This window comes from Aquabacter albus (assembly GCF_040049275.1).
Classification (GTDB): domain Bacteria; phylum Pseudomonadota; class Alphaproteobacteria; order Rhizobiales; family Xanthobacteraceae; genus Aquabacter.
Genome location: NZ_JBDZDT010000001.1, coordinates 198,859 through 221,053 on the forward strand (window position 1 = coordinate 198,859; position 22,195 = coordinate 221,053).

The window sequence follows — 22,195 nt, forward strand, 5'->3', positions numbered from 1 at the left end:
CTCAGTGGCCCTGCATATCGATGCAGACATCATCGAAATCCCGCTGAGCGAGGGCCTCTGCCTCAAGAACGAAGTAGATGTTGCCGCCATCGCCCCAGCTCTGCCAATCCGAGCCGTCGTGATAGGAGTTGGCCTGCAACAGCAGCTTCTCCCCAGCTTTCTCCTCCTTGGGTAAAAACACCCCCACATCCCGCTCCTGGATGAGATCCGGCCAGCCGAGGAGCTTGCTTCGCGCATCACTCCACGGATCCTCGGGCATGCCATGATTTGAAATCTGCGCGCGCAGGCCCGCATAAGCCTCCACTTCAGCCGCGGTGAGCCCCAGCGCCTCGACAGCATCGCTTTGCGGATCGGGCAGTTCGACCGTGTCATAAAATGCCAAGCCGCACTCACGGCTCAGCTCGAAATCCTCGACGGGAAGGGGCGCCGATCCGAGCTTTTGCGGATCCGGGAAATAGAGGACGGCGCTGTCGCAACACGGTCCGCATCCCATGACGCCGTCCGATTCCCCGAAGAATTGCAGGATGCCGCGATCCGGGAATGGCGTCTTTCCAACCGCCGCGCGAAGCTCCGCGCAATTGATCTGGCCGACAAAGACCATGGGCTCATCATCCACCCGCGGCCAGGACTGGCCCTTGGGAAAGACCGGCAGGCCACCGAAGCGGGACGCCACCGGATCCCCGGAAAATTTAACCGGCCACAGCCGGACAGCCCGCTTCAGCAGCGCCGCGAGCGTGCCGGCGCGCGGCTCGGAGAAAGCCGCATTGATGAGGGCGGCCCCCGTCTCGTGCGTGCAGCCACCGGGCATTGGCGCATAGGGGATTTTCTTGGGCGGCTGGAGCTTGGGTTCGGCAAGACGTTCCTTCACCGCCGCCTTTGCGTGGCTCTCGAGCCATGCCGCAGCCTGCTCTGCGGAATAATCCCGCCCTCGCGCCAGTTTCTCCACCGCACGCTCGGCTTCCGCCACCATCATCTCGTGCTGGCAACAGTACGAAGCCGTGAGCAGGCGGACCTCCGGTTCGGAACGATCGAGCAATGCCTGAAGCAGCTCCCTGCGCGCCGGGTCGGAGCGAATTCGATCCAGCAAAGCATGCCGCTGCTTGAAAAACCGGGTGTACCGGCTGACGGGGATCCGGTCCATATACCGATCCCGATCCCCCATCGCTTCCGTCAACGTCGCGATCTTCGCAATCAGCGCATCGTGCTCGGGCTGCATCAAGGACATGGCTACCCCCGTCTCCGCTGGACTTTTCGAGTATGCATGTTCACTATATGTTCTGCAAATGAAGGTTGCAAGACATAGCCAAGCTCAACTTTCTTTTCCGGGGCTCGATCCGACGCCGACCGACCGCCTCTTCTTTGCCGTGTGCCCGGATGCGCAGGCCGCAGCGGACACCACGCAGATCGTTAAAGGCCTGTGCGAACAATTCGGCCTGAAGAGCCAGCCGCTGGGGCGGGACCGGCTTCACGTCTCCCTCTGCTGCCTGGGAGATTTTGCCGGCCTTCCGGACGGCCTCGTTGCGCAGGCTCGGCGGGCGGCGGAGGAGGTTGTGGAAGAGTCAGTTCCCGTCACCTTCGACCGCGCCGGCACCTTCGCGCACGGGCGCAAGCGCAAGTCGGCGCTGGTTCTGCTCAATGATCTGCCGCTGATCCCGCTACTGGAATTTCAGCACGCGCTAGGCAGGGCCATGGCCCGCAACGGGCTCGGATGCCGCGTCCCGCCTTATCTCACGCCCCACATGACGCTGCTCTACGACACGCGCCATGTGGAGATGCGCCCCGTAGGGCCGGTGGAATGGACCGCGCGGGAATTCGTGCTCGTCCACAGCCTGCTGGGACAGGGCAAGCACATTCCGCTCGGGCGCTGGCCCTTGGCCGCCTAGGGCCGCTGCCGGCCGAGCAAACGCCGGCCGTTGCGCAGGCCCCAGAGGGGAATGCGGACGAGGTGATAGAGGAAGTGGAGCGCCGGCGGCAGCGGCCATGCAAGCCGGTCGGTGTGGGAGGTCCATTTCAGGCCCGCCTCCCGGAAGGCATATCCCGCGCCCTCCCCGAGGAAGAAGTCTGAAAGATTGCGGCGGACCGTAAAGGCGAAGGGCATCTGTCCCCCGCGCTCGTCATAGGCGAGGCAGCGCAGCGCATTGGCTGCAAGGAGGCACGTCGTCCGGTCGACCCGCGCCTCTGCCAGGATGGCCTCCGGCACGAGGGCGCCCAGCACGTCGTGACACAGAAGCAGAGCGAGGCCGGAGGCACGGCCGGCGCCGACCGCCCGCGCGGCCTGGTGCAGGGATGTGATGTCCGTTTCCGGCCGGGCAATGAAGGCGTTGAGATCGGCCAACCATTTCAGCCGGCTCCAGCAATGCCGCGCGCCATGGACACAGAGATAAGAAAACAGCGTCTCGTCCGACAGCGTGCGAAGCAGGCCGCCACCCAGAGGCACGCTTTGCGCCGGCATGCCAAGACTGCCGAGAAGGTGCGGGTTGTGCGCGAGTCGCCAGTGAATCTCCACCGTCATGCCGGAAGCGGGATGGGAGAATTCCTGCTCCATGTGAAGCGCGACGATGAGGTCGAACTCTTCCTCGGTGGAGGGCTGCGCCTCCCCGCTCGGCCGGTAGCTGAGTTCCTCCAGAAGGCGGCGGGCGGCGGAGGCGTGCTCCGGCGTGGTCAGGAGGTCGATGTCCCGCGACTGCTTGAGGCCGAGATCGCCATAGGCAAGGCAGGCGAGCGTCACGCCCTTGATCATGAGGATGGGCAGGCCGGCCGCATCGAACAGCCGATGGAGGCGCAGCGTCTCCCCCGCCATGGCGAGCGCAAGGCGCCCCTCTTCGGCGGTCGCGCGGGCAAGGTGAGCCTCGAATGCCTGCGGCAGCGCGATGCCCGCCTTCACCAGCCCGTTGCGCGCCAGGGCCGTCACGCGATGGCGCCTCACCAATTGTTCGAAGCGCGCCCAATCGACGGAGCCATTCGCCGCCGCGCGCACTGCCGCTTCCCGCTCCGCTGAGGGGGGCCAGCGGCAGCACGCGGCAAGCAGAGCGAACTCCGCCGGTAGGCCCTTCCTCACCCCACGGCCTCCGCCGCCATGGGCGTGGTGCGGCTCTCTTCCCGCACCACGCGTCCCCGGTCGAGGACTAGCACCCGGTCGCATAAGGAAAGGCTTTCCGCACGGTGGGCAATCATCACCATGGCCGGGCGCGGCTCAAGGGCGCGGAGGCGCTCCAACACTTCGTGCTCGCCGGCCACGTCGATGGCGCTCGTCGCCTCGTCCAGGATCAGAAGGGCTGGACGGCGCAGCAAAGCGCGCGCCAGAGCGAGGCGCTGACGCTCCCCGCCCGAGACGAGCGCGCCGCGCTCGCCCACCACGCTGTCGAGACCCTGCGGCAGGCGCGCGATCACGGGCTCCGCCCCGGCGACCGCGAGCGCCGCGGCAAGCGCGTCCGCGCCGGCGGAGGGCCGCGCCCAGAGCAGGTTCGCACGCACCGTGTCGTTGAACATCACGGGGTCCTGGGCCACATAGGCCACCTGCTCCCGCCAGTGGGCGGCGACATCCTCCATGAGCGGCACGTCGCCAATCCTGATGTGGCCGGACTGCGGCTCCACCAGCCCTGAGAGAAGATCGGCCAAGGTGGTCTTTCCCGCGCCGGAAGCGCCGCTGATGCCGACCATCTCGCCCGGCTCGATGCGCAGCGAGATGCCAAGCGCCCCGGCATCGGCCTCATGCGTGTAGACCACGTCTTCCAGGCTGATAGTGCCGCGCAGGAGCGGTTTGTGGGCAGACGCCGGAACCGCGCGGGCCGCCTGCGCCAGTTCCTGCTGGAGCGCGCGCACCGCTTCCCAGGCGGGCAGGGAATAGGCGATCTGCTGGAGGCCGAGCTGGATCTGAGCGCCCGGCCCAGCGATGCGGTTCAGCACCACCAGCAAGGTGAGCAGCACGGGCGCCGAGACATGCAGCGCGGCAAAGCCCGCCAGCACCGTCGCCAGGGCGACGACGGCGGCGAGAAGTGTCCACAGGCCCCGCGTCAGGGACTGCTGCCGGATGAATGCCTTCTGCTGCTCGGCGGCGGTGTTCAGCTCGCGCTCGAATGCGGCAACGAAGCTGCCCTCCAGGTTCTGGCTCATGGCGAGCTTCATGCCCGACAGGAAGCGGCCGACCTCTTCCATGATGGTGAGGTTGGAGCCGGAGACCCGCCGGCCGGCCTCGTGTGCCTTGCGCAGCAGACGGGACAAAGCGAACGCCCCCACCGCCATCATGCCGACGGCGAACAAGGTCAGCGCCGGCGAGAGGAGGAAGGCGAGGACCGTCTGCACCAGCACCATCACCACCGAGGTGCCGCTCTGGAGCAGGAAATGTACGCCGGCGCCGCAGCGCTGCACATCGCTGCTCATGATGTGGTTGATGCGCCCATGGCCGAGCCGCGCCAGCGCCGCCCAACGGGCGGAAGCAAGCTGGCGCGCAACCATGGTGCGCTGCGCTTCCACAAATCCCACATGCAGGGCCGCGAGGCGCGCATCCCGCACCCACAGCACCACCATGCGCACCACCATCAGCACCACGAAGAGGCCGAGCAGCAAGGCAAGGCGCGCGGTGGGATCAAGCCCGGGCGCGAAGGCGCCGGCCCAGGCCGCAAGATGGCCTGATCCCGCGCCCGAATCGAACAGCATCGCCAGCAGCGGCACCAAAAGCACGATGCCGACGCCTTCCAGCAGGGCGCCCGCCCCCACCAGCAGCGCCGCGACAATGGCACGCCCGCCGGCAAAGCGGGCAACCGCCATGCTGAAGCCGAAGCAGCGTTTGAGAAGCTCGATCATCCCCACCCCTTCCGGCGGGAACCCCACTCCTGCCAGCGTGACGAACCTGCAACTTTTCCACGACGTTTGTCAGACGGCGCGTCACGCCTCCGGCACGTTCCGCGAAAGTTCGTCCAGCCAGAGGCGGGCATCCCCGTCCGAAGGCGCGCGCCAGTCGCCGCGCGGCGAGAGGGAGCCGCCGGAGGTGATCTTCGGGCCGTTGGGCAGAGTGGAGCGCTTGAACTGGCTGGTGAAGAAGCGCTTCAGGAACACTTCGAGCCAATGGCGGATCTCGGTGAGCGAATAGGCCCGCTGGTCGCCCGCCGGCAGGTCCACCGGCCAGGAGCCGCGCTCCGCATCGCTCCAGGCATGGTGCGAGAGGAAGGCGATCTTGGAGGGGCGAAAGCCGTAACGCGTGAGGTAGAAGAGGTTGAAGTCCTGGAGCGCATAGGGGCCGACGATGGCCTGCGTGGACTGGATAGGCTTGCCCTCGCTCGCCGGCACCAGTTCGGGCGAGATCTCCGTGGCAAGGATGGAATGCAGCACCCGCACGGTCTCCTCGCTCACATCGCCAGAGGCGGCGACGAAGCGGATGAGGTGCTGGATCAGCGTCTTCGGCACGGAGGCGTTGACGTTGTAGTGGGACATGTGGTCCCCCACGCCATAGGTGCACCAGCCGAGCCCCAGCTCGGAGAGGTCGCCGGTGCCCACCACCAACCCGCGATGGTGGTTGGCGAGGCGGAAGAGATAGTCGGTGCGCAGCCCCGCCTGCACATTCTCGAAGGTCACGTCATAGACCGGCTGCCCCTCGGCGAAGGGGTGGCGCATGTCCGCCAGCATCTGGCGGGCGGCGGGGCGGATGTCGATCTCCTCGGCCGAGACGCCGAGCGCCCGCATGAGCGCCCAGGCGTTGGACTTGGTCTCGTCCGAGGTGGCGAAGCCCGGCAGCGTATAGGCGAGGACGTTCTTGCGGTCGCGGCCGATGAAATCCATGGCGCGGGCGGCGACGATGAGGGCCTGGGTGGAATCAAGCCCGCCCGAGACACCGATCACGGCCGTCTGCGCCCCCGAGGCGGTCATGCGCTTGGCGAGGCCCTGCACCTGGATGTTGTAGGCCTCGTAGCAATCCTCCCGGAGGCGGGAGGGGTCTGAGGGCACGAAGGGATAGCGCTCCAGCTTGCGGCCGAGCGGCACGGTGCGGCCGGGCGTGTCGAGGCGGAAGGACACGGTGCGGAAGGCGGGGCCGCGCCCCGCTTCCTCCCGCTGGCAGTCGCCGAATGAATTGACCCGCATGCGCTCCTGGCGGAGACGCCCCAGGTCCACATCGGCGGTGGCGACTACGGCGCCCTTCGGGAAGCGCTCGGTCTCCGCAAGGGTCTCGCCATATTCGAACACGGCCGCGTGCCCGTCCCAGGCAAGATCCGTGGTGGATTCCCCCGGCCCCGCCGCCGAATAGGCATAAGCGGCGATGGCGCGCGCGGAATGGCTGGCGCAGAGCAGACGGCGGGTATCCGCCTTGCCGATGGTGATGTTGCTGGCGGACAGGTTCAGCAGAAGCTCGGCGCCGTTGAGCGCGGCGCGGGTGGAGGGCGGCAGCGGCACCCACACGTCCTCGCACACTTCCACATGGAAGGTGACGGGCACCGGGCCTTCCGCCCGGAACAGGAGGTCGGTGCCGAACGGCACGCTCCTGCCCGCCACCTCGATTGCGCCTCCGGTCACGCCCAGGCCGGAGGTGAAATGGCGGCGTTCATAGAATTCGCGGTAATTGGGCAGATAGCTCTTGGGCACGGCGCCCAGGATCGCGCCGTCATGGATCACCACGCCGGCATTGTAGAGCCGCCCCTCCCGGCGCAGCGGCGCCCCCACCACCAAAACGGGATAGAGCCGGCGGGACGCCTCCACGATGCGCGCGATGGCGGTCTCCACCGCGTCCAGCAACGCGTCCTGGAACAGGAGGTCGTCGATGGCATAGGAGGACAGGCCAAGCTCGGGGAACAGCATGACCGCCGTTCCCGCCTTATGCCCCTCCTCCGCCACCCGCAGGGTCTCCTCGGCGGCGAAGTCGGGGTCGGCCACCCGCGCCCGGGGGACGCAGGCGGCCACACGGATGAAGTCATGGCTGTAGAGAGAGTGGAAATCCATCGTCGCCCGCACGCCGCCCAGGTCTGAAAAGTGGCGGGCAAGGTCGGGGATTTTTCACGCCAGAACAAGTCAGGCGATGCGCGACCTCATGGCATTCACATGCAGCGTGAGTTCCGGACGCCGGCGCGCGGCGACCCACACGCTGTCCGCATCCACCAAACCGGGGCCCGGCGCGAACCCGGCCTCCTTCAGGCGGCGGCGCACGCTTTCGATGCTGTCGGCGGCCGTACGCTGGGCGCGCACGATGAGCCAGCCGCCCACCCGCAGGACGCCGCGCGCCGCGTCCACGGCCTTGGCCAGCCGTTCATTGCCATTGCCGATGATGACGGCATCGGCGGTGCCGAAGGCCGGTCGGTTCAGCCGCTCGGGCGCTACGTCCACATGCACGAAGCCCGCGCGCCACAAGGCAAGCGCGGTGTCGAGGCCGCCCTGGCCGAGCACCGCCACATGATCCCGCCGGTCGAGCCGGGTCAGAGCCATCATGGCGCGTACCGGCGGGAGAGGTTCTCGGGGCTCCGCCTTTTCTGCGGGACGAGAAGCCTGCGAACGGGTCTTGGACGGCGAAGTGCGGGGCATGTTGCCCATCTCCTTGATCGCGACGCGCTGAAGCGCATCTCACGCAAAAAGGATGGGACGGCCGCGATAAAGCCTCCATTGGGAAGGGGAGCGAACGACATAAGGCGCGTATAAACCCTGCGGCATGCATGCGCGGAATGGGAAGGCAGGCGGCAAAACCATGCGCCGAGGCGCCTCCCTTTGCTGCAGACATATGCTAAGGAGCACTGATCAATATCGGACCCAGAATGCCCGCTCCCACCCTGCCCCGGCACGTGCTGATCCCGCTCATCGTGGCGTGTGCGCTGTTTATGGAGCAGGTGGATTCCACCGTGATCTCCACCTCGCTGCCCGCCATCGCAGCCTCGCTCAATGAAGATCCGGTCTCGCTCAAGCTTGCGCTGACCTCTTATCTCCTGAGCCTCGCCGTCTTCATTCCGGCGAGCGGCTGGGCGGCGGACCGCTACGGCGCGCGCACCGTGTTCCGCTCCGCCATCGTCATCTTCACCATGGGCTCGATCCTGTGCGGGCTGTCCACGAGCCTCATGGACTTCGTGCTCTACCGCATCATCCAGGGCATGGGTGGGGCGATGATGGTGCCGGTGGGACGGCTGGTCATCCTCAGGTCCATTCCCAAGGCGCAACTGGTCTCCGCGCTCGCCTGGCTCACCGTGCCGGCCCTGATGGGGCCCGTGCTCGGACCGCCCCTCGGCGGCTTCATCACCACCTTCTTCGACTGGCGGCTCATCTTCTTCATCAACGTGCCCATCGGCATCCTTGGCGTCATCCTCGCCACGCGGTTCATCGAGAATGTGCGCGAAGAGGACGTGCCGCCCCTCGATCTCAGGGGGCTGATTCTCTCAGGCATCGGCCTGTCGGGCATCGTCTTCGGGTTTGCGGTGATGGGCCAGGAGCTGGTGCCCCTGTGGATGGCCGGCAGCGTCATCGCCGTCGGCATCATCGCCTTCGTCCTCTATGTCCTGCACGCCCGCCGCACGCCTCATGCGGTGCTGGATCTCGGGCTGCTGCGCCTTCCCACCTTCCGCGCCGGCGTGGTGGGGGCCTCAATCTTCCGCATCGGCATCGGCGCCATTCCCTTCCTGCTGCCGCTGATGCTGCAACTGGCCTTCGGCCTTTCCCCGCTCGCCTCGGGCCTGCTGACCTTCGCTGCCTCAGCGGGGGCGATGGTCATGAAAGCCACGGCCGCCCCCATCATCCGCCGCTTCGGCTTCCGTCGCGTGCTGGTGGTCAACAGCCTGATCTCGGCCGCCTTCATCGCCTCGAACGCGCTGTTCACCCCCGAGACGCCACATCTGGTGATCATCGCCGTGCTGTTGGTGGGCGGCTTCTTCCGCTCGCTGGAATTCACCGCGCTCACCGCCATCGCCTATGCCGACGTGAACCAGCACGACATGAGCCGGGCCACCTCCTTCGTCAGCGTCGCGCAGCAGGTTTCCATCTCCATGGGCGTCGCGGTGGCGGGCATGGTTCTGGAAGTGATGCGGTCCTCGCGCGGCTCCACCGAGCTGATCCTGTCGGACTTCACGCCCGCCTTCCTGGTGGTCGCGGCCATCAGTGCCCTGTCCATCTTCAGCTTCCTGCGCCTGCCCAAGGATGCGGGCGCGGAAATGGCCGGCCGCAAGGCGGCGCAGGAAAACACCCTGCCCGATCCGCGCGGCGAGATGGCGGACCACTGAAAGCACGCGTCCGGGCCGCCTTCAGGGCTTGGAGGCGGTGTAGCGGTCGCTCCAGAACAGCACGGCGGCAAAGCCGACGAAAAGCGCGACGATGGCGCCGACGACGATGGCTATCTCAAGGGGCATGGCGGATCTCCTTCGGACCCGCACCCTAAAAATGCATCCGTCGCGCGCCTTGATCTGCGTCAAGCGCAGGATCGCCCCCTCGACAAGCAACCCGAGGGCTCCCATGTGCATTGATAGGGGGCGAAACCAACAAAAGGAGGAGCGGATGAACGCTTCACAGTCCCATAAGCCGGCCAAGCCGGCTGCGGCCCGGACCGCCAAGCCCGAGCACGGGTCCAACCCGCCCATTCACGGAACCCCGTCTGGCGGGATGACCGGAGCCTCGACCACACCGACCGGCATCAGTGGCGGGATTTCGGCTCCCCTGCCGAAGGGCCATGACGGCAAGGTGAAGATTTCTGGCGGCATCGGCTGACGCCGCCCCCTCACAGATACGTCTCATATTCCAGCGGGAGGATGGTGCGCGAGAAGGCGGCCAGTTCCTCCTGCTTCATCACGGCATAGACCCGGCGATATTCCTCCCCGAACGCCCGCTCGATGAAGGGCGAGCCCGCAAAGCGCGACACCGCCTCCGCCATGGAGGGCGAAAGGAGGGGGGCATCGTTCTCATAGGCATTGCCGGTGAACGGCGCCGGCGGCTCGATGCCCGCCTCGATGCCTTCCAGCATTCCCGCCAGGATTGCCGCAAGCACCAGGTGAGGATGCGCGTCCGCCCCGGCGATGCGATGCTCCAGCCGCAGGGCATCCGGCGGGCCATTGGGCACGCGCACGGCTACCGAGCGGTTGTCGTACCCCCAGGTGATGCCGGTGGGCGCATAGCTGCCCGGCACCAGCCGGCGATAGCCGTTGAAGCTCGGCACGAACAAGAGCGTGGAATCCGCCATGGTGGAGAGCAGGCCACCTGCCCCATGTCGCAGCAGGCGCTCCCCCTCACCGCCGCCACGGGCGAAGACATTGGCGCCGGCCTTGTCCTTCAGGCTCACATGCACATGCATGCCGTTGCCGGCGAAATCCAGCAGCGGCTTCGCCATGAAAGTGGCGCGCAGGCCGTGCCGCCGCGCGACCCCGTCGATCAGGCGGCGCAGGAGGATGGCGTCGTCCGCAGCACCCAGCGCATCGTCCTTATGATAGAGATTGACCTCGAACTGGCCCGGTGCCGCCTCTGAGATGACGGTGTCGGTGGGCAGGCCCTGCGCCGCCGCGGCGGTGCGCATGTCGTGCAGCAGCGTTGCGTAGGCGTCGAGGTCGGACATGGCATACATGTTCTGCCGCGCCTGCCCCTGCGTGGAGAAGACCGGCTGGGGCGGCGCCCCCTCCGCGCCCGGCTTCAGCAGATAGAATTCCAGCTCGAACGCGACGCAGGCGGAGAAGCCGCGCGCCGCCAGCCGGTCGACGATGCGCACGAGCTGCTGGCGCGGATCGAGCATCCAGGGCGCGCCGTCCGGCTCATGCATTGTAATGAGCACCTGGGCCGAAGGACGCGGCGACCAGGGCACCGGCTTCAGCGTGCCGGGCACGGGCCAGCACAGGCCGTCCTTGTCGCCGGTCTCGATGTGGATGCCGGTGGCCTCCACCTCGCACCCCCAGATGTCGAGGCCGAAGATGGAGAGCGGGATGGGAACGCCGCTCTTCCAGATCTTGTTCATGGCGGCGCCGGGAAGCCATTTCCCGCGCAGGATGCCGGACGTGTCCGGCAACAGGACCTCGACGATCTCCGGAATGCCGAATGCCTTCACGAAGGCGCCCGCCTCATCGGCCCCGCTGGTGTCGTCCATGTCCTCGATGCGGCAGGTGGGGGCAGATTCCGGCATGATACTCCAGCACTCGAAATTTCATTGCCTATTCAAGCGCGTCGCCGGCTCACCGACAAGCTGTAGCTCTGCCTTTATTTTCACCTTATCACGCCGTCATCCCGGGAATGTTGTCCGCAACGGGAAGTTCACGCTATTCTACGCCTGATTTCGTCCGGGATTCGGGCCGCTCGGCCTTTCCTTTTCTCTACAGAGCATTCCAGCGCGCCGGAGTAGACCCCCCGCATGGCGTTACGTGACCAGAACCGGGCGCCATTGCTGTCGCGCCTGAGTCAGCCCGTCTTGCTCGGCCTCGGCTTTGCAGTGCTCATCGCCATCAGTGCCGCCTCCATCTGGCTGGTGAACCAGGCCCGCAGCGATGCGGCGGCGGTTGCCCATACGCTGGAGGTGGAGAATTCCCTCGCCCAGATCCAGGTCTTGGTGCGGCGTGCCGAGAGCGGGCAACGCGGCTTCCTACTGACCCGAAACCCCTCCTACCTTCAGCTTTTCGACAATTCGAGCCGCGACCTCGTGCCCGAGTTGGGCGAGATCGCCACGCTGACCGCCGACAATCCGAACCAGACCGGCACGATCCAGACCCTTCTGCCGAAGATACGTGAGAAGATGGACGAGCTTGGCCAGACCGTCCAACTGGGCCGCCAGGGGCGCTGGGATGAAGCCCTCGCCATCGTCAACACCAATCGCGGCGAGCTGGTGATGCGAGACATCGCTTCCGCCATCGAGATGATGAAGGCGGAGGAAGAGAGGCTGCTCGGCTCGCGCACCGCTTCGGCGCGCGAATCCGCGCAATGGCTGCTGCTGGTCAACATTGTCGGCGTCATCGCCATCATCAGCGTCGCCGCCGTCTCGGTCCATCTCTCCCAGCGCACCAACCGCGCGCTGCGGCAGGCCCATGCCGCGCTCGCCGTCATCAATGTGGACCTGGAACGTCGGGTCGAGGAGCGCACTGCCGACCTCCAGGAAGCCAACCAGGAAATCCAGAGCTTCGCCTATATCGTCAGCCACGATCTGCGCTCGCCCCTCGTCAACATCATGGGCTTCACCAGCGAGCTGGAGGAGCTGCGCACGGACCTGTTCCACCGCATTTCGGGGCTGCGCGAGCGCGCGGGCGACACCAATGCGGCCCAGGACGAGGAACTTGCGCAGGATTTCACCGAGGCGTTCGGCTTCATCAAGGCGTCCATCATCAAGATGGACCGGCTGATCAAGGCGATCCTCGATCTGTCCCGCCAGGGTCGCGCAGAGTTCCAGCCCGTTCCGGTGGACGCCAACGCCCTGGTGGAGAACATCGCCTCGACGGTCGCCCATCAATTGATGGCGCGCGACGCCAAGATCGAGATCGCCAAGCTGCCGCCCCTCGTCACAGACCGCATCGCGCTGGAGCAGATTTTCACCAATCTCATCGACAATGCGGTTAAATACCTGCGTACCGACGTGCCGGGGCGCATCGAGGTGAACGCCATCGAGAGTTCGGCCTATATTACCTTTTTGGTATCGGACAACGGACGCGGTATAGATTCGAAGGATCGCGCGCGCGTCTTCGAGTTGTTCCGCCGCTCCGGCCCCCAGGACACGCCTGGGGAGGGCATCGGCCTTGCCCATGTGCGCACCTTGGTGCGCCGCATGGGCGGATCCGTGATGCTCGATTCCGAGCTGGGCCGAGGGACGACATTCAAGGTCACGCTGCCGCGAACCTTGACCATGCAGCGCCAGGGGGAATGAACCATATGGTCAATCACGTCACCATCATCATGATCGAGGACGATGAAGGTCACGCACGCCTGATCGAGAAGAACATCCGTCGCGCGGGCGTGCTCAACGAGATCGTTCCCTTCAAGGATGGCACCAGCGCCCTCACGCACCTGTTCGGCCCGGATGGCTCCGGCGCGGTGAGCGCTGGGCGGGCGCTGCTGGTGCTGCTGGATCTCAACCTGCCAGACATGACCGGCGTCGATATCCTGAAGCGCATCAAGGAAAACGAGCATCTGAAACGCTCCCCCGTCGTGGTGCTGACCACCACCGACGACAAGGTGGAGATCCAGCGCTGCTACGACCTCGGCGCCAATGTCTATGTGACCAAGCCGGTCAATTACGAGAATTTCGCCAACGCTATCCGCCAGCTCGGCCTGTTCTTCTCCGTCATCCAGGTGCCCGAGGCGAAATGATGCCGTCCCTGGCGCCCGAGCACAGTGCCGATCCGGCGCCCGAGCGCGAGGAGTTGCTCGGCCCCGACGGTGTGCCGGCCGGGGAGAGCATGCGCATCCTCTATATCGATGATGATCCGGGCCTCGGGCTCCTGGTGCGGCGCAAGCTCTCGCGCCTGGGATATGAGGTGGAGCTTGCCACATCCGGTCCGGAAGGCCTTGCGCGCCTCGCCCAAGGCGACATCCACGTGGTGGCGCTCGATCATTTCATGCCGGGGCAGGACGGGCTCGAGACCCTGGCCGCCATCCGCGCCATGCCGGATCCGCCCCCCGTCGTCTATGTGACCGGCACCCAGGAAAGCCGCGTGGCCATCTCGGCCCTGAAGGCGGGCGCCACCGACTATGTGATCAAGGAGGTGCAGAGCGACTTCATCGAGCTGCTGCGCTCCGCCCTTGATGCCGCGATGCAGACGGTGCGCATGCGCAAAGCGCATGAAGCCGCCGAGAGGGAGATCCGCGCCGCTCGCGACCGGTTCGAGGCCCTCGCCGCCGAGCGCGCGCTGCTGCTGCGGGAGATGAACCACAGGGTGGGCAACTCCCTCCAGATCATCGTCTCCATGCTCCACGTCCAGGCGGGCGCCACCGACAATCCCGAAGTGCAGGAGGCGCTCAGCGCCGCGCGGGGCCGGGTCGCCGCGGTGGCGCAGGTGCACCGGCGCCTTTACACCTCCGACCAGGTCACGACGGTCGCCGTGGACCAGTATCTGGCGGCCCTGGTGGATGATCTTCAGATTTCCGCCCGGCACGGCGATGTGGGCATCGCGCTCTCTGTGGCGGCGGATCCGGTGGCCATCGACCCGGACCGGGCCGTGGCCATCGGCGTCATCGTCACCGAGCTGGTGATCAACGCCTCGAAATATGCCTATCCCCAGGGGCGCGGCCCGGTGCGGATCGCGCTGCGCCAGGAGGGAAGCGCCTTCCTTCTCTCGGTGGAGGATGATGGCATCGGCCTGCCCGCCGATCCTGGAGCGAGCACCGGGGGACTGGGCAATCGGATCGTGCGCGCCATGGCGTCCAAGCTGGGAGCGGAACTGGCCTTTGCCCCGCTCCAACCCGGCACGCGCGTGAGCCTCACTTTCGCGCTGGACCCCACGGCCCAGCGCTGACGCTCACCCCTGCTCGGTTTCGAAACCCGCCTGCTTCCAGGCGAGAATCCCACCTTGCATATGCTCCTCATAAGGAAGGCCGGCCGCCTGCGCCATGGCCGCGGCGCGCTGCGAGCGCTGCCCCGAGCGGCAGGAGAAGACGAGACGCTTGCCCTCGGGATCCGGCAGCGCAGCGGCATCGAACGTGGTGAGGGGAAACGTCTCGGCGCCGGGAATCCGCTCCGCCGCAATCTCGTTGGGTTCGCGGACATCGACGAGGAGGATGCTGCCATCCGCCATGCCCGCCTTCACCTCCTCGACCGTGAGGTGGCTGATTCGGCCGCCGAAGGGATTGGATTCGCTCATCTGTGTCTGTCCTTGGTCCGTGACCCGCGCGGCGGAATGCTATCTTCCGCTATCCGCACCGCAGCGCGCGCGCAAGCGGTGCGCCTCCGGGGTCACTGCTTAGATGGTCATGGCCGGAACGGGGAGCGCCCGCGCGGGGTAACATTTTTGTTATCGCTCGGCTTTGCGTTGGGCGGGGCCGGCATCGGCGCTCCCATCCAGCGACGCGCTGCGATCCCGCATCCGCCGCCGATCGATAATTTCATTGTATTATAGCAGGTTACGGACAGCCTTAAAAGGATGACCATGCCAATCAAACCGCATTTGATACCATCATCATACCGCCAATGAACTCGAACTAAGCAGGGCACTCATCTGATGTTCATGTTCTGATTGGTATGCAGAACTCAATAAATCGCGTGGTGCTGTGACGAAAGTTAGCGGCATCCGGGGTTCCGGGAGCGTCACGGAAATCGCCGATCTGGAGCGGTTCGCGTCACTTCCCAGGGACTTTTGAAGGACTATTGATCGGTTTCGTTCCCCCGCACGGTTCCGATCAGTGGAAAGGCGTCGGCGCAAGTCGACGCCTTTTTCCATTCTGCGCCCGGCACACGCGCTCTGTGACCTTGCGCCGTTTCCCTCGCTTCGCGAAGCGCATTACTCTGCGTGCATGTCCAGCTCGCGACAGAGCATTCCCACCCTTGAACACCTGCGCACCGGCGGCAAGCGCACCATGGCGCAGGCGTTGGCGGCGACAGAGGCGCGGCGCGGCGCGCCCGAGCTGGTCGCCCTCCTCGATGAGGCGACCCGCGCGGCAAAGGCCCATGTGCTCGGCCTCACCGGGCCGCCGGGTGTGGGAAAATCCACCCTCACCAATGCGCTCGTCCGCCGTGCCCGCGCAGAGGGCGAAACCATCGCCGTGCTGGCCGTCGACCCCTCCTCTCGGCGCACGGGCGGCGCGCTGCTGGGAGACCGCGCGCGCATCCAGACCGACCCGGAGGATCGCGGCGTCTTCGTCCGCTCCATGGCCGCCCGCGACCGGCTCGGGGGATTGTCGGACGATGCGGTCGCGGCAATCGTCCTGCTCCGTGCCGTCTATGACCGCGTCATCGTGGAGACCGTGGGCGTCGGCCAGTCCGAAGCGGACATCGACCTTGTGGCCGACACCGTGGTCCTGTGCATCCAGCCCGCCTCCGGCGACAGCCTCCAGTTCATGAAGGCGGGCGTGATGGAGCTGCCTGATATCATCGTCGTCACCAAGTCCGACATGGCCGATGTGGCACGCCGTGCCGCCGCCGATGTCAGCGGCGCCCTCTCGCTCGCCGGGGGCGGCGGGGCATGGCGTGTTCCCGTTATCCGCCTCTCCGCGGCCAACGGAGAGGGCCTTGATGATTTCGCCACGGCGGTCGCGCACCATCGCGCACACCTTGCCGAAGGCGACCGCGCGGAGACCCGCCGAGCGGCCCAAGAACTCCGCTGGGTGGAGGAGGCGGTCCGCATCCGCTTCGGCACTGAAGGCCTGAAGCGGGCGCGCGGCATCACGCTCCCGGCCGGCGGACCTTTCGCCCGGGAGGCGGCGCTCGCTGCGCGCTTAACGCACTCGTAAGCTTAATGCGCGAAAGCTGTCGACAGGGACGGTCGCGTTTCGGCCGCCCGCCGTGTCGAGGGCGATCTCATGGCTGTCCGTTCAGCCGGCCTTTGGTCGGCGTGCCTTGTTGCCGTGTGCTTCGGCAGCGGCCCTGCCTTCGCGCAATCGCTTCCCTCCGATGCTTTCCTGTCCCGCGCTGCAGCGGAACGCACCCAGCCGCCGCTCCTGGGCGCGCCGGCGCGCGCCTTGCGCATCGCCACCTTGGAATGGCCCGCACCGGGCCTTGCCGGTCCGGGCGAGGGGCCGCACGAGAACACGGACGCCGCCTTCGCCTTCCCGCCGCCCCTGGTGCTGGGCGGCGGCCAGCCGCCCGCCATGCCGGCCGAAGGGGAGAAGGATGAGCCGCTCATCTTCGGGCCGGTCCCGGCAGCCGACCTTGCTTATGTGGAACTCGCGCTCGACCTCGTCATGAGCCTTCCGGGCATCGATGAGGAGACCCTGGCCACGGCCGACCTCGAACCGGTTCTGTTCGGGCCGGACCTCGGCAGCGTGGATGGCACCGCTATGGCCGCGGAAGCCCCGCCCGAGCCGGACGCCGCTGAGCCGACCGAGGAAGATATGCGCCGCCTCGCCTCCCAGGACATGGATGCGGCGACCCTGTTCACGCGGGACCTAGGCGTCTCCCCGCTTTATCACGACCGGGCCATCGTCTTCGGTTTCGAAAAGGAGCGCTTCCCGCCGCTCGCTTTCGAGTACGCCGCGCTGCCCGCCAAGCTGACGCTGGTTCCCCTGCCCGTCTCGGCACCGCTGCGCGATGATGAGGAAGCGCTGGAGGCCATCGAGCCTTCCCCCGCCATGCGGCTCTCCCTCGAAGGCCCACAGCGGGCGCGGGCGGAGAAGTGCCTCGCAGAAGCCATCTATTTTGAGAGCCGGGGCGAGCCCAAGCGCGGCCAGATCGCGGTGGCCCAGGTGATCATCAACCGGGTCTTCTCGGGCTATTACCCGAACGACGTCTGCAAGACGGTCTACCAGAATGCCAACCGCCGCAACGCCTGCCAGTTCACCTTCGCCTGCGACTATGTGAAGGACGTGATCCGGGAGCCGGACATGTGGGTGCAGGCAAAGCAGATCGCCTCCGACATGCTGGACGGCAAGCTCTGGCTCGACAGCGTGGGCCGCGCCACCCACTACCATGCCTATTGGGTGCGCCCGAGCTGGGTGCGTGAGATGCGCAAGCTGGACCGGATCGGGGTGCACACGTTCTACCGGCCACGGCGCTGGGATGGGTGATGCCTCTCCCGAAGCTTAATTCCCTCTCCCGCAAGCGGGAGAGGGAGCCGGCTTGCACTCGGCTTTAGCGTCTCAGAGCGCGCCCTGGGCCTCCACCACAGCCACTGCCGTCATGTTGACGATGCCGCGCGCGGTGACGGAGGGGCCAAGGATGTGGGCCGGCTTCGCAGTGCCCATAAGGATGGGACCCACGGGGAGCGCGTCGCCCAACACCTTGATCATGTTGTAGGCGATGTCGGCGGCGTCGAGGTCGGGCATGACCAGGACGTTGGCGACACCCGACAGCCGCGAATGCGGGAAGGTGCGCTCGCGGATCTCTTCCAGCAGCGCCGCGTCCGCCTGCATCTCGCCGTCCACCTCAAGGCTCGGATCGCGCTGGAGAATGAGCTCGAGGGCGGAGCGCACGCGTCGGGCGCAGGTGGTGTCGTTGCTGCCGAAATTGGAGTGGGACAGCAGCGCCACCTTCGGCTCGATGCCGAAGCGCCGCACATGGGCGGCGGCGAGGATGGTCATGTCGGCGAGGTCCGCCGCTGTGGGTTCGGTCTGGATCTGCGTATCGCAGAGGAAGAAGTTGCCCTTGGGCGTGATGAGCAGCGAGAGCGCCGCCAGATCCTTCACCCCCGGCGCGAGGCCGATAATGTCGCGCACATGGCGATAGTGGCGCATGAAGCGCCCCTCGATGCCGCACAGCATGGCGTCCGCCACGCCCTTCTTCACAGAGAGGGCGGCGATGATGGTGGAGGAGGTGCGCACCAGGGTGCGCGCCGCGTCCGGGGTCACGCCGCGACGGCCGGCGATCTCCACATAGGAGCGCACGAAGTCGCGGTAGCGCGGATCATCCTCGGGGTTCACCACCTCGAAGTCGACGCCGGGGCGGATGGAGAGGCCGAAGCGCTGGAGGCGGGTCTCCAGCACGCTCGGGCGGGCGATGACCATGGGATGGGCGATCCCCTCTTCCACCACCGCCTGGACCGCGCGCAGCACGCGCTCGTCCTCGCCCTCGGCATAGATGACGCGCTTCTTGTCCTGCTTCGCGCGCTGGAACAGCGGGCGCATGATGAAGCCGGAACGGAAGACGAAGTGATCGAGCTTGTCGATATAGGCTTCGAAGTCCGCGATCGGCCGGGTGGCGATGCCGGTCTCCATGGCCGCCTTCGCCACCGCCGGCGCGATGCGCAGGATGAGGCGCGGGTCGAACGGCGAGGGGATAATGCTGTCGGGCCCGAAGGAGCGGGTCTCGCCGCCATAGGCACGGGCCACCACGTCGGACGGCGTCTCGCGGGCGAGCGCGGCGATGGCTTCCACCGCCGCCATCTTCATCTCGGCATTGATGTCGGTGGCGCCCACGTCCAGCGCGCCCCGGAAAATGTACGGAAAGCACAGGACGTTGTTGACCTGGTTCGGGAAATCCGAGCGGCCGGTGCAGATCATGGCGTCAGGCCGCACGGCGCGGGCTTCCTCGGGCATGATCTCGGGGTTCGGGTTGGCGAGCGCGAGGATGAGCGGGCGCTCCGCCATGCGCTTCACCATGTCGGGCTTCAGCACGCCGCCGGCCGAGACGCCGAGGAAGATGTGCGCGCCGTCGATCACCTCGCCCAGGGTGCGGGCGTCGGTCTTCTGGGCATAGACCGCCTTGTAGGGGTCCATCAGGGTCTCGCGGCCCTCATAGACCACGCCCTCGATGTCGCAGACCCAGATGTTCTCGCGCTTGGCGCCGAGCGTCACCAGCAGGTTGAGACAGGCCATGGCGGCCGCGCCGGCGCCGGACGCGACGATCTTGAGGTCCTCGATCTTGCGCCCGCTGATCTCCAGCGCGTTACGCACCGCCGCACCGACGATGATGGCCGTGCCGTGCTGGTCGTCATGGAAGACCGGGATCTTCATGCGCGCGCGCAGCTGCTTCTCAATCTCGAAGCATTCGGGCGCCTTGATGTCTTCCAGGTTGATGCCGCCGAAGGTGGGCTCAAGCGCGGCCACCGTCTCGACGATATGGTCCACCTCGCTGGCGGCGATCTCGATGTCGAACACGTCGATGCCGGCGAATTTCTTGAACAGCACCGCCTTGCCTTCCATGACGGGCTTGGAGGCGAGCGGGCCGATATTGCCGAGGCCGAGCACCGCGGTGCCGTTGGAGACGACGGCGACAAGGTTGGCGCGGGTGGTCAGCTCGGCCGCCTGAAGCGGGTCGGCGACGATGGCCTCGCAGGCGGCGGCGACGCCGGGGGAATAGGCAAGGGCGAGGTCACGCTGGTTTCCGAGGGGCTTGGTGGCCTGGATTTCCAGTTTTCCCGGGCGCGGCAGGCGGTGATAGACCAGCGCGCCGGATTTCAGATCCTCGGAAATGTTCGACATGTTCGACGCCATGTCCTCCCCCAATCTTCTCTTGGCCGCCGTGGGCCTGAAACGCCAGCCTGGCCGCAATACAGCGAAATGGGGGCGCACGGTAGCCGCCTGAGGTTGCGATGTCACCCGGTCTTCCCGCGAGGGATCGGCTTCAGCGCCGCCATTTCGCCGCACCCGGGATTGAGCTTTCCCGCGCGGACAGGCAGGGTCCCGGCAGGACGAGGCTGGAGAGCACAATGAAGAAGCTTGTCATCGGGCTCATCGCCCTCGTCGTCATCGGTGCCGGAGGCACCTTCGGCTTCGCCCAATACAGCCGCGCCCGCGCCCAGGCCGAGGTGGAGAAAGCCTTCCAGGCGCTGCGGGCCAGCGGGCGGGAAGCCAGCCACGGGCCCGTGGGCTTCGAGCTCTTCGCCAAGACCCTGACCATTCCCGACATTTCCATCCGCTCGCGCGACGGGGCGAGCCTGAAAGTGGCGAGCCTCATCGCCGCCGGCATCTCGCAGCCCGCAGGGGGCCGTGTCGCCGCGCGCGCCGTGGAGGCGAACGGCCTTTCCATCGAGGTGCCGGAGGCGGGCACGCAGGCCAAGACCACCTATGCCCTGCCCAGCCTGAAGATCGAGGATTATACTGGGCCGGACACGCTTGTGTCGGTGGACGGGAATGGCGGGCACGAGGTGCTGCGCCTTGTCCTGCGCCAGCTCGCCGCCATCACCGCCGCGCGCATCACGGCGCCGGAGGCGTCCGCGCAGATCACCATGGCCGGCACCCCGGCCCTTTCCACCAGCGCCACCTATACGAACCTGAAGGCGGAAGGGCTGGCCGAGGGCCGCATCAAGACCGTCGCCTTCGACCGCATGTCCTTCGAGACGACGGCCCCCAAGGATTCGCCGGAACTCGCATTGAAGGGCCGGCTCGACGGCTTCTCCGCCGCCGACATCGACACGGCTCCGGTCCTCGCCCTCGCGGAGCGCAAAGCGTTCAAGCCGGGCACCACAATTGTCTATGGCCGCATGACGGCCACCGGCTACGCCCTCGCCAATGGCGACGGGTCGACCACGGCAGTGGGCGCGGTGCTGGCGGAAAATCTCGGCATCGACCCCTCCGTGATCTCGCTGGACCGGGTCGACGAGATGCGGGCGCTCGGCCAGAAGGGCGAAGCGCTGAGCGAGGATGAGGCGAAACGCCTCTACCAGGCGAGCGCGGACATGCTGAAGGGCGTCGCCTTCACCACCTTCTCGCTCAAGGACGTGGCGGTGACGGACCCGCTCGGCAAGGCGAAGGTGGGCGCCATCGCCCTCTCCAACTTCAAGGACGGCCGGCTCGGCACTTTCGCCGTTGAAGCCCTGTCCGCCGAAGCCTCGGGCGAGAAACCCGTCACCCTGGACAAGCTGACCTTCACCGGCGTCACGCCGCTGCCGATCATGGAGGCATCCGCCAAGGCCGCGCCGGACAGCTCCTTCAGCTCGCTGGACGGGATGCTCGCCATCTTCCGCACCCTGGAGAGCATTGAGCTGTCCGGTCTGAACGCCGCCGGCGACACGCCACTGGCGGTGAAGTCGTTCAGCTTGAACTGGGGCCAGTTCATCGGCCTCGTCCCCACTCGCCTCACCATCAAGGGCAATGGCATCACCGCCCCGATTTCCGACCAGGACATCCTGCCGCTGGCCTATCTCGCCACCGCCGGGGTGAGCCAGGTGACGGCCGATCTGGACATGGCGCTCGCTTATGATCCCGATGCGCACACCATCAGCCTCTCCCCCGCCTCCACCCGCGTGGAGAAGGTTGCCGCGGCCACCCTCGACGTGAAACTGACCGATGTGCAGCGCCGCGCCTTCGAGGACCCCATCGCCGCGCTTGCGGCCGCCCAGCAGATCGGCGTGGGGCCGGCGAAGCTGGTGGTCACCAATCTCGGCCTCGCGGACCTGCTCCTGAAGCTGAACGCCGACATTATCGGGACGTCCCAGGAGGACCTGCGGGCAGAGGTGATCAAAGGCATCCAGCAGGCGGCGAAGGACTTCGCCCCGCTCTATCCCGACGCGCCAACCCTCGGCGAGGCGCTGGCCGCCTTCGTGAAGGTGCCGGGGACGCTGACGGTGACGGTCACACCCAAAACGGATGTGAAGGTGCTGGACCTCATCGCCACCGACCCGCTGGTGTCGCTGCAGAACTTCACCATCACGGCGGTGGCGGGGCCGTAAGTGGTTTGTCCTGGACAAGCGACGGCACAGCCGGAGCGCAGATCCGGGACCCAGCGCAAAAGTTCTGCGCAGCAGGCACCCAGCGA

Annotated in this window: 17 protein-coding genes; 9 read left to right on the plus strand and 8 right to left on the minus strand. The window is 66.8% G+C overall.

Translation table 11 applies throughout. The annotated features are described in order from the left end of the window. Window position 1: 1 nt before the first annotated feature. Window positions 2-1,225, minus strand: a complete 1,224-nt coding sequence (locus ABLE91_RS00830; RefSeq protein WP_348927504.1) for a DUF1963 domain-containing protein — start codon at window positions 1,223-1,225, stop codon at window positions 2-4. Between ABLE91_RS00830 and ABLE91_RS00835 the strand changes: the two genes are divergently transcribed. Continuing rightward, the gene (locus ABLE91_RS00835) at window positions 1,224-1,883 is read left to right on the plus strand and encodes a 2'-5' RNA ligase family protein (protein WP_348927507.1); all 660 of its coding nucleotides are present in this window, start codon (window positions 1,224-1,226) and stop codon (window positions 1,881-1,883) included. The genes ABLE91_RS00830 and ABLE91_RS00835 overlap by 2 nt on opposite strands. On the opposite strand, the gene ABLE91_RS00840 is transcribed toward ABLE91_RS00835, so the two are convergent. The 4 genes from ABLE91_RS00840 to ABLE91_RS00855 form a co-directional block, all read right to left on the minus strand. Next, window positions 1,880-3,142, minus strand: a complete 1,263-nt coding sequence (locus ABLE91_RS00840; RefSeq protein ID WP_348927510.1) for a nucleotidyltransferase domain-containing protein — start codon at window positions 3,140-3,142, stop codon at window positions 1,880-1,882. The genes ABLE91_RS00835 and ABLE91_RS00840 overlap by 4 nt on opposite strands. Continuing rightward, window positions 3,055-4,803, minus strand: a complete 1,749-nt coding sequence (locus ABLE91_RS00845) for an ATP-binding cassette domain-containing protein (protein ID WP_348927513.1) — start codon at window positions 4,801-4,803, stop codon at window positions 3,055-3,057. Before ABLE91_RS00845 ends, ABLE91_RS00840 begins: the two co-directional genes overlap by 88 nt. A gap of 81 nt (window positions 4,804-4,884) precedes the next feature. Further along, window positions 4,885-6,927, minus strand: a complete 2,043-nt coding sequence (locus tag ABLE91_RS00850; RefSeq protein WP_348927516.1) for an NAD(+) synthase — start codon at window positions 6,925-6,927, stop codon at window positions 4,885-4,887. A gap of 69 nt (window positions 6,928-6,996) precedes the next feature. After that, a complete protein-coding gene (locus ABLE91_RS00855) occupies window positions 6,997-7,410 on the minus strand; it encodes a hypothetical protein (RefSeq protein ID WP_348927518.1) in 414 nt (137 codons plus the stop codon). A 320-nt stretch (window positions 7,411-7,730) separates the two neighbouring features. Here ABLE91_RS00855 and ABLE91_RS00860 point away from each other — a divergent pair, with 320 nt between their 5' ends. After that, window positions 7,731-9,179, plus strand: coding sequence for an MFS transporter (locus tag ABLE91_RS00860; protein WP_348927520.1), 1,449 nt, complete (start codon window positions 7,731-7,733; stop codon window positions 9,177-9,179). A gap of 271 nt (window positions 9,180-9,450) precedes the next feature. Continuing rightward, a complete protein-coding gene (locus ABLE91_RS00865) occupies window positions 9,451-9,660 on the plus strand; it encodes a hypothetical protein (protein ID WP_348927522.1) in 210 nt (69 codons plus the stop codon). 10 nt (window positions 9,661-9,670) lie between these two features. Here the strand turns inward: ABLE91_RS00865 and ABLE91_RS00870 are convergent, their stop codons facing one another. Then, window positions 9,671-11,056 carry a glutamine synthetase family protein gene (locus tag ABLE91_RS00870; protein ID WP_348927525.1) on the minus strand — a complete coding sequence of 462 codons (1,386 nt, stop codon included), beginning with the start codon at window positions 11,054-11,056 and terminating at the stop codon, window positions 9,671-9,673. A 225-nt stretch (window positions 11,057-11,281) separates the two neighbouring features. Between ABLE91_RS00870 and ABLE91_RS00875 the strand changes: the two genes are divergently transcribed. From ABLE91_RS00875 to ABLE91_RS00885, 3 genes are read left to right on the plus strand one after another with little or no spacing between them, the layout of a single operon-like run. Next, on the plus strand, window positions 11,282-12,778 hold the full coding sequence (locus ABLE91_RS00875) for a sensor histidine kinase (protein ID WP_348927527.1): 1,497 nt from the start codon (window positions 11,282-11,284) through the stop codon (window positions 12,776-12,778). A 5-nt stretch (window positions 12,779-12,783) separates the two neighbouring features. Beyond that, window positions 12,784-13,221 carry a response regulator gene (locus tag ABLE91_RS00880; RefSeq protein WP_348928296.1) on the plus strand — a complete coding sequence of 146 codons (438 nt, stop codon included), beginning with the start codon at window positions 12,784-12,786 and terminating at the stop codon, window positions 13,219-13,221. After that, window positions 13,221-14,366, plus strand: a complete 1,146-nt coding sequence (locus tag ABLE91_RS00885; protein WP_348927529.1) for a sensor histidine kinase — start codon at window positions 13,221-13,223, stop codon at window positions 14,364-14,366. The genes ABLE91_RS00880 and ABLE91_RS00885 overlap by 1 nt, the downstream gene beginning before the upstream one ends. A gap of 3 nt (window positions 14,367-14,369) precedes the next feature. Here ABLE91_RS00885 and ABLE91_RS00890 read toward each other — a convergent pair whose 3' ends face one another. Next, window positions 14,370-14,711 (minus strand): rhodanese-like domain-containing protein, encoded by a 342-nt coding sequence (locus tag ABLE91_RS00890; RefSeq protein WP_348927530.1) that lies wholly within the window; start codon window positions 14,709-14,711, stop codon window positions 14,370-14,372. Window positions 14,712-15,360: 649 nt separating this feature from the next. Between ABLE91_RS00890 and ABLE91_RS00895 the strand changes: the two genes are divergently transcribed. Together ABLE91_RS00895 and ABLE91_RS00900 are read left to right on the plus strand one after the other, a co-directional pair. Beyond that, complete coding sequence (locus tag ABLE91_RS00895) at window positions 15,361-16,296, plus strand: ArgK/MeaB family GTPase (protein WP_348927532.1); 936 nt, start codon at window positions 15,361-15,363, stop codon at window positions 16,294-16,296. A gap of 69 nt (window positions 16,297-16,365) precedes the next feature. Next, complete coding sequence (locus tag ABLE91_RS00900) at window positions 16,366-17,568, plus strand: cell wall hydrolase (protein WP_348927535.1); 1,203 nt, start codon at window positions 16,366-16,368, stop codon at window positions 17,566-17,568. Between the two features lie 72 nt (window positions 17,569-17,640). Here the strand turns inward: ABLE91_RS00900 and ABLE91_RS00905 are convergent, their stop codons facing one another. Beyond that, on the minus strand, window positions 17,641-19,920 hold the full coding sequence (locus ABLE91_RS00905; RefSeq protein ID WP_348928298.1) for an NADP-dependent malic enzyme: 2,280 nt from the start codon (window positions 19,918-19,920) through the stop codon (window positions 17,641-17,643). Window positions 19,921-20,147: 227 nt separating this feature from the next. Here ABLE91_RS00905 and ABLE91_RS00910 point away from each other — a divergent pair, with 227 nt between their 5' ends. Then, a complete protein-coding gene (locus ABLE91_RS00910) occupies window positions 20,148-22,109 on the plus strand; it encodes an aq_1923 C-terminal domain (RefSeq protein ID WP_348927538.1) in 1,962 nt (653 codons plus the stop codon). Window positions 22,110-22,195: the final 86 nt, after the last annotated feature.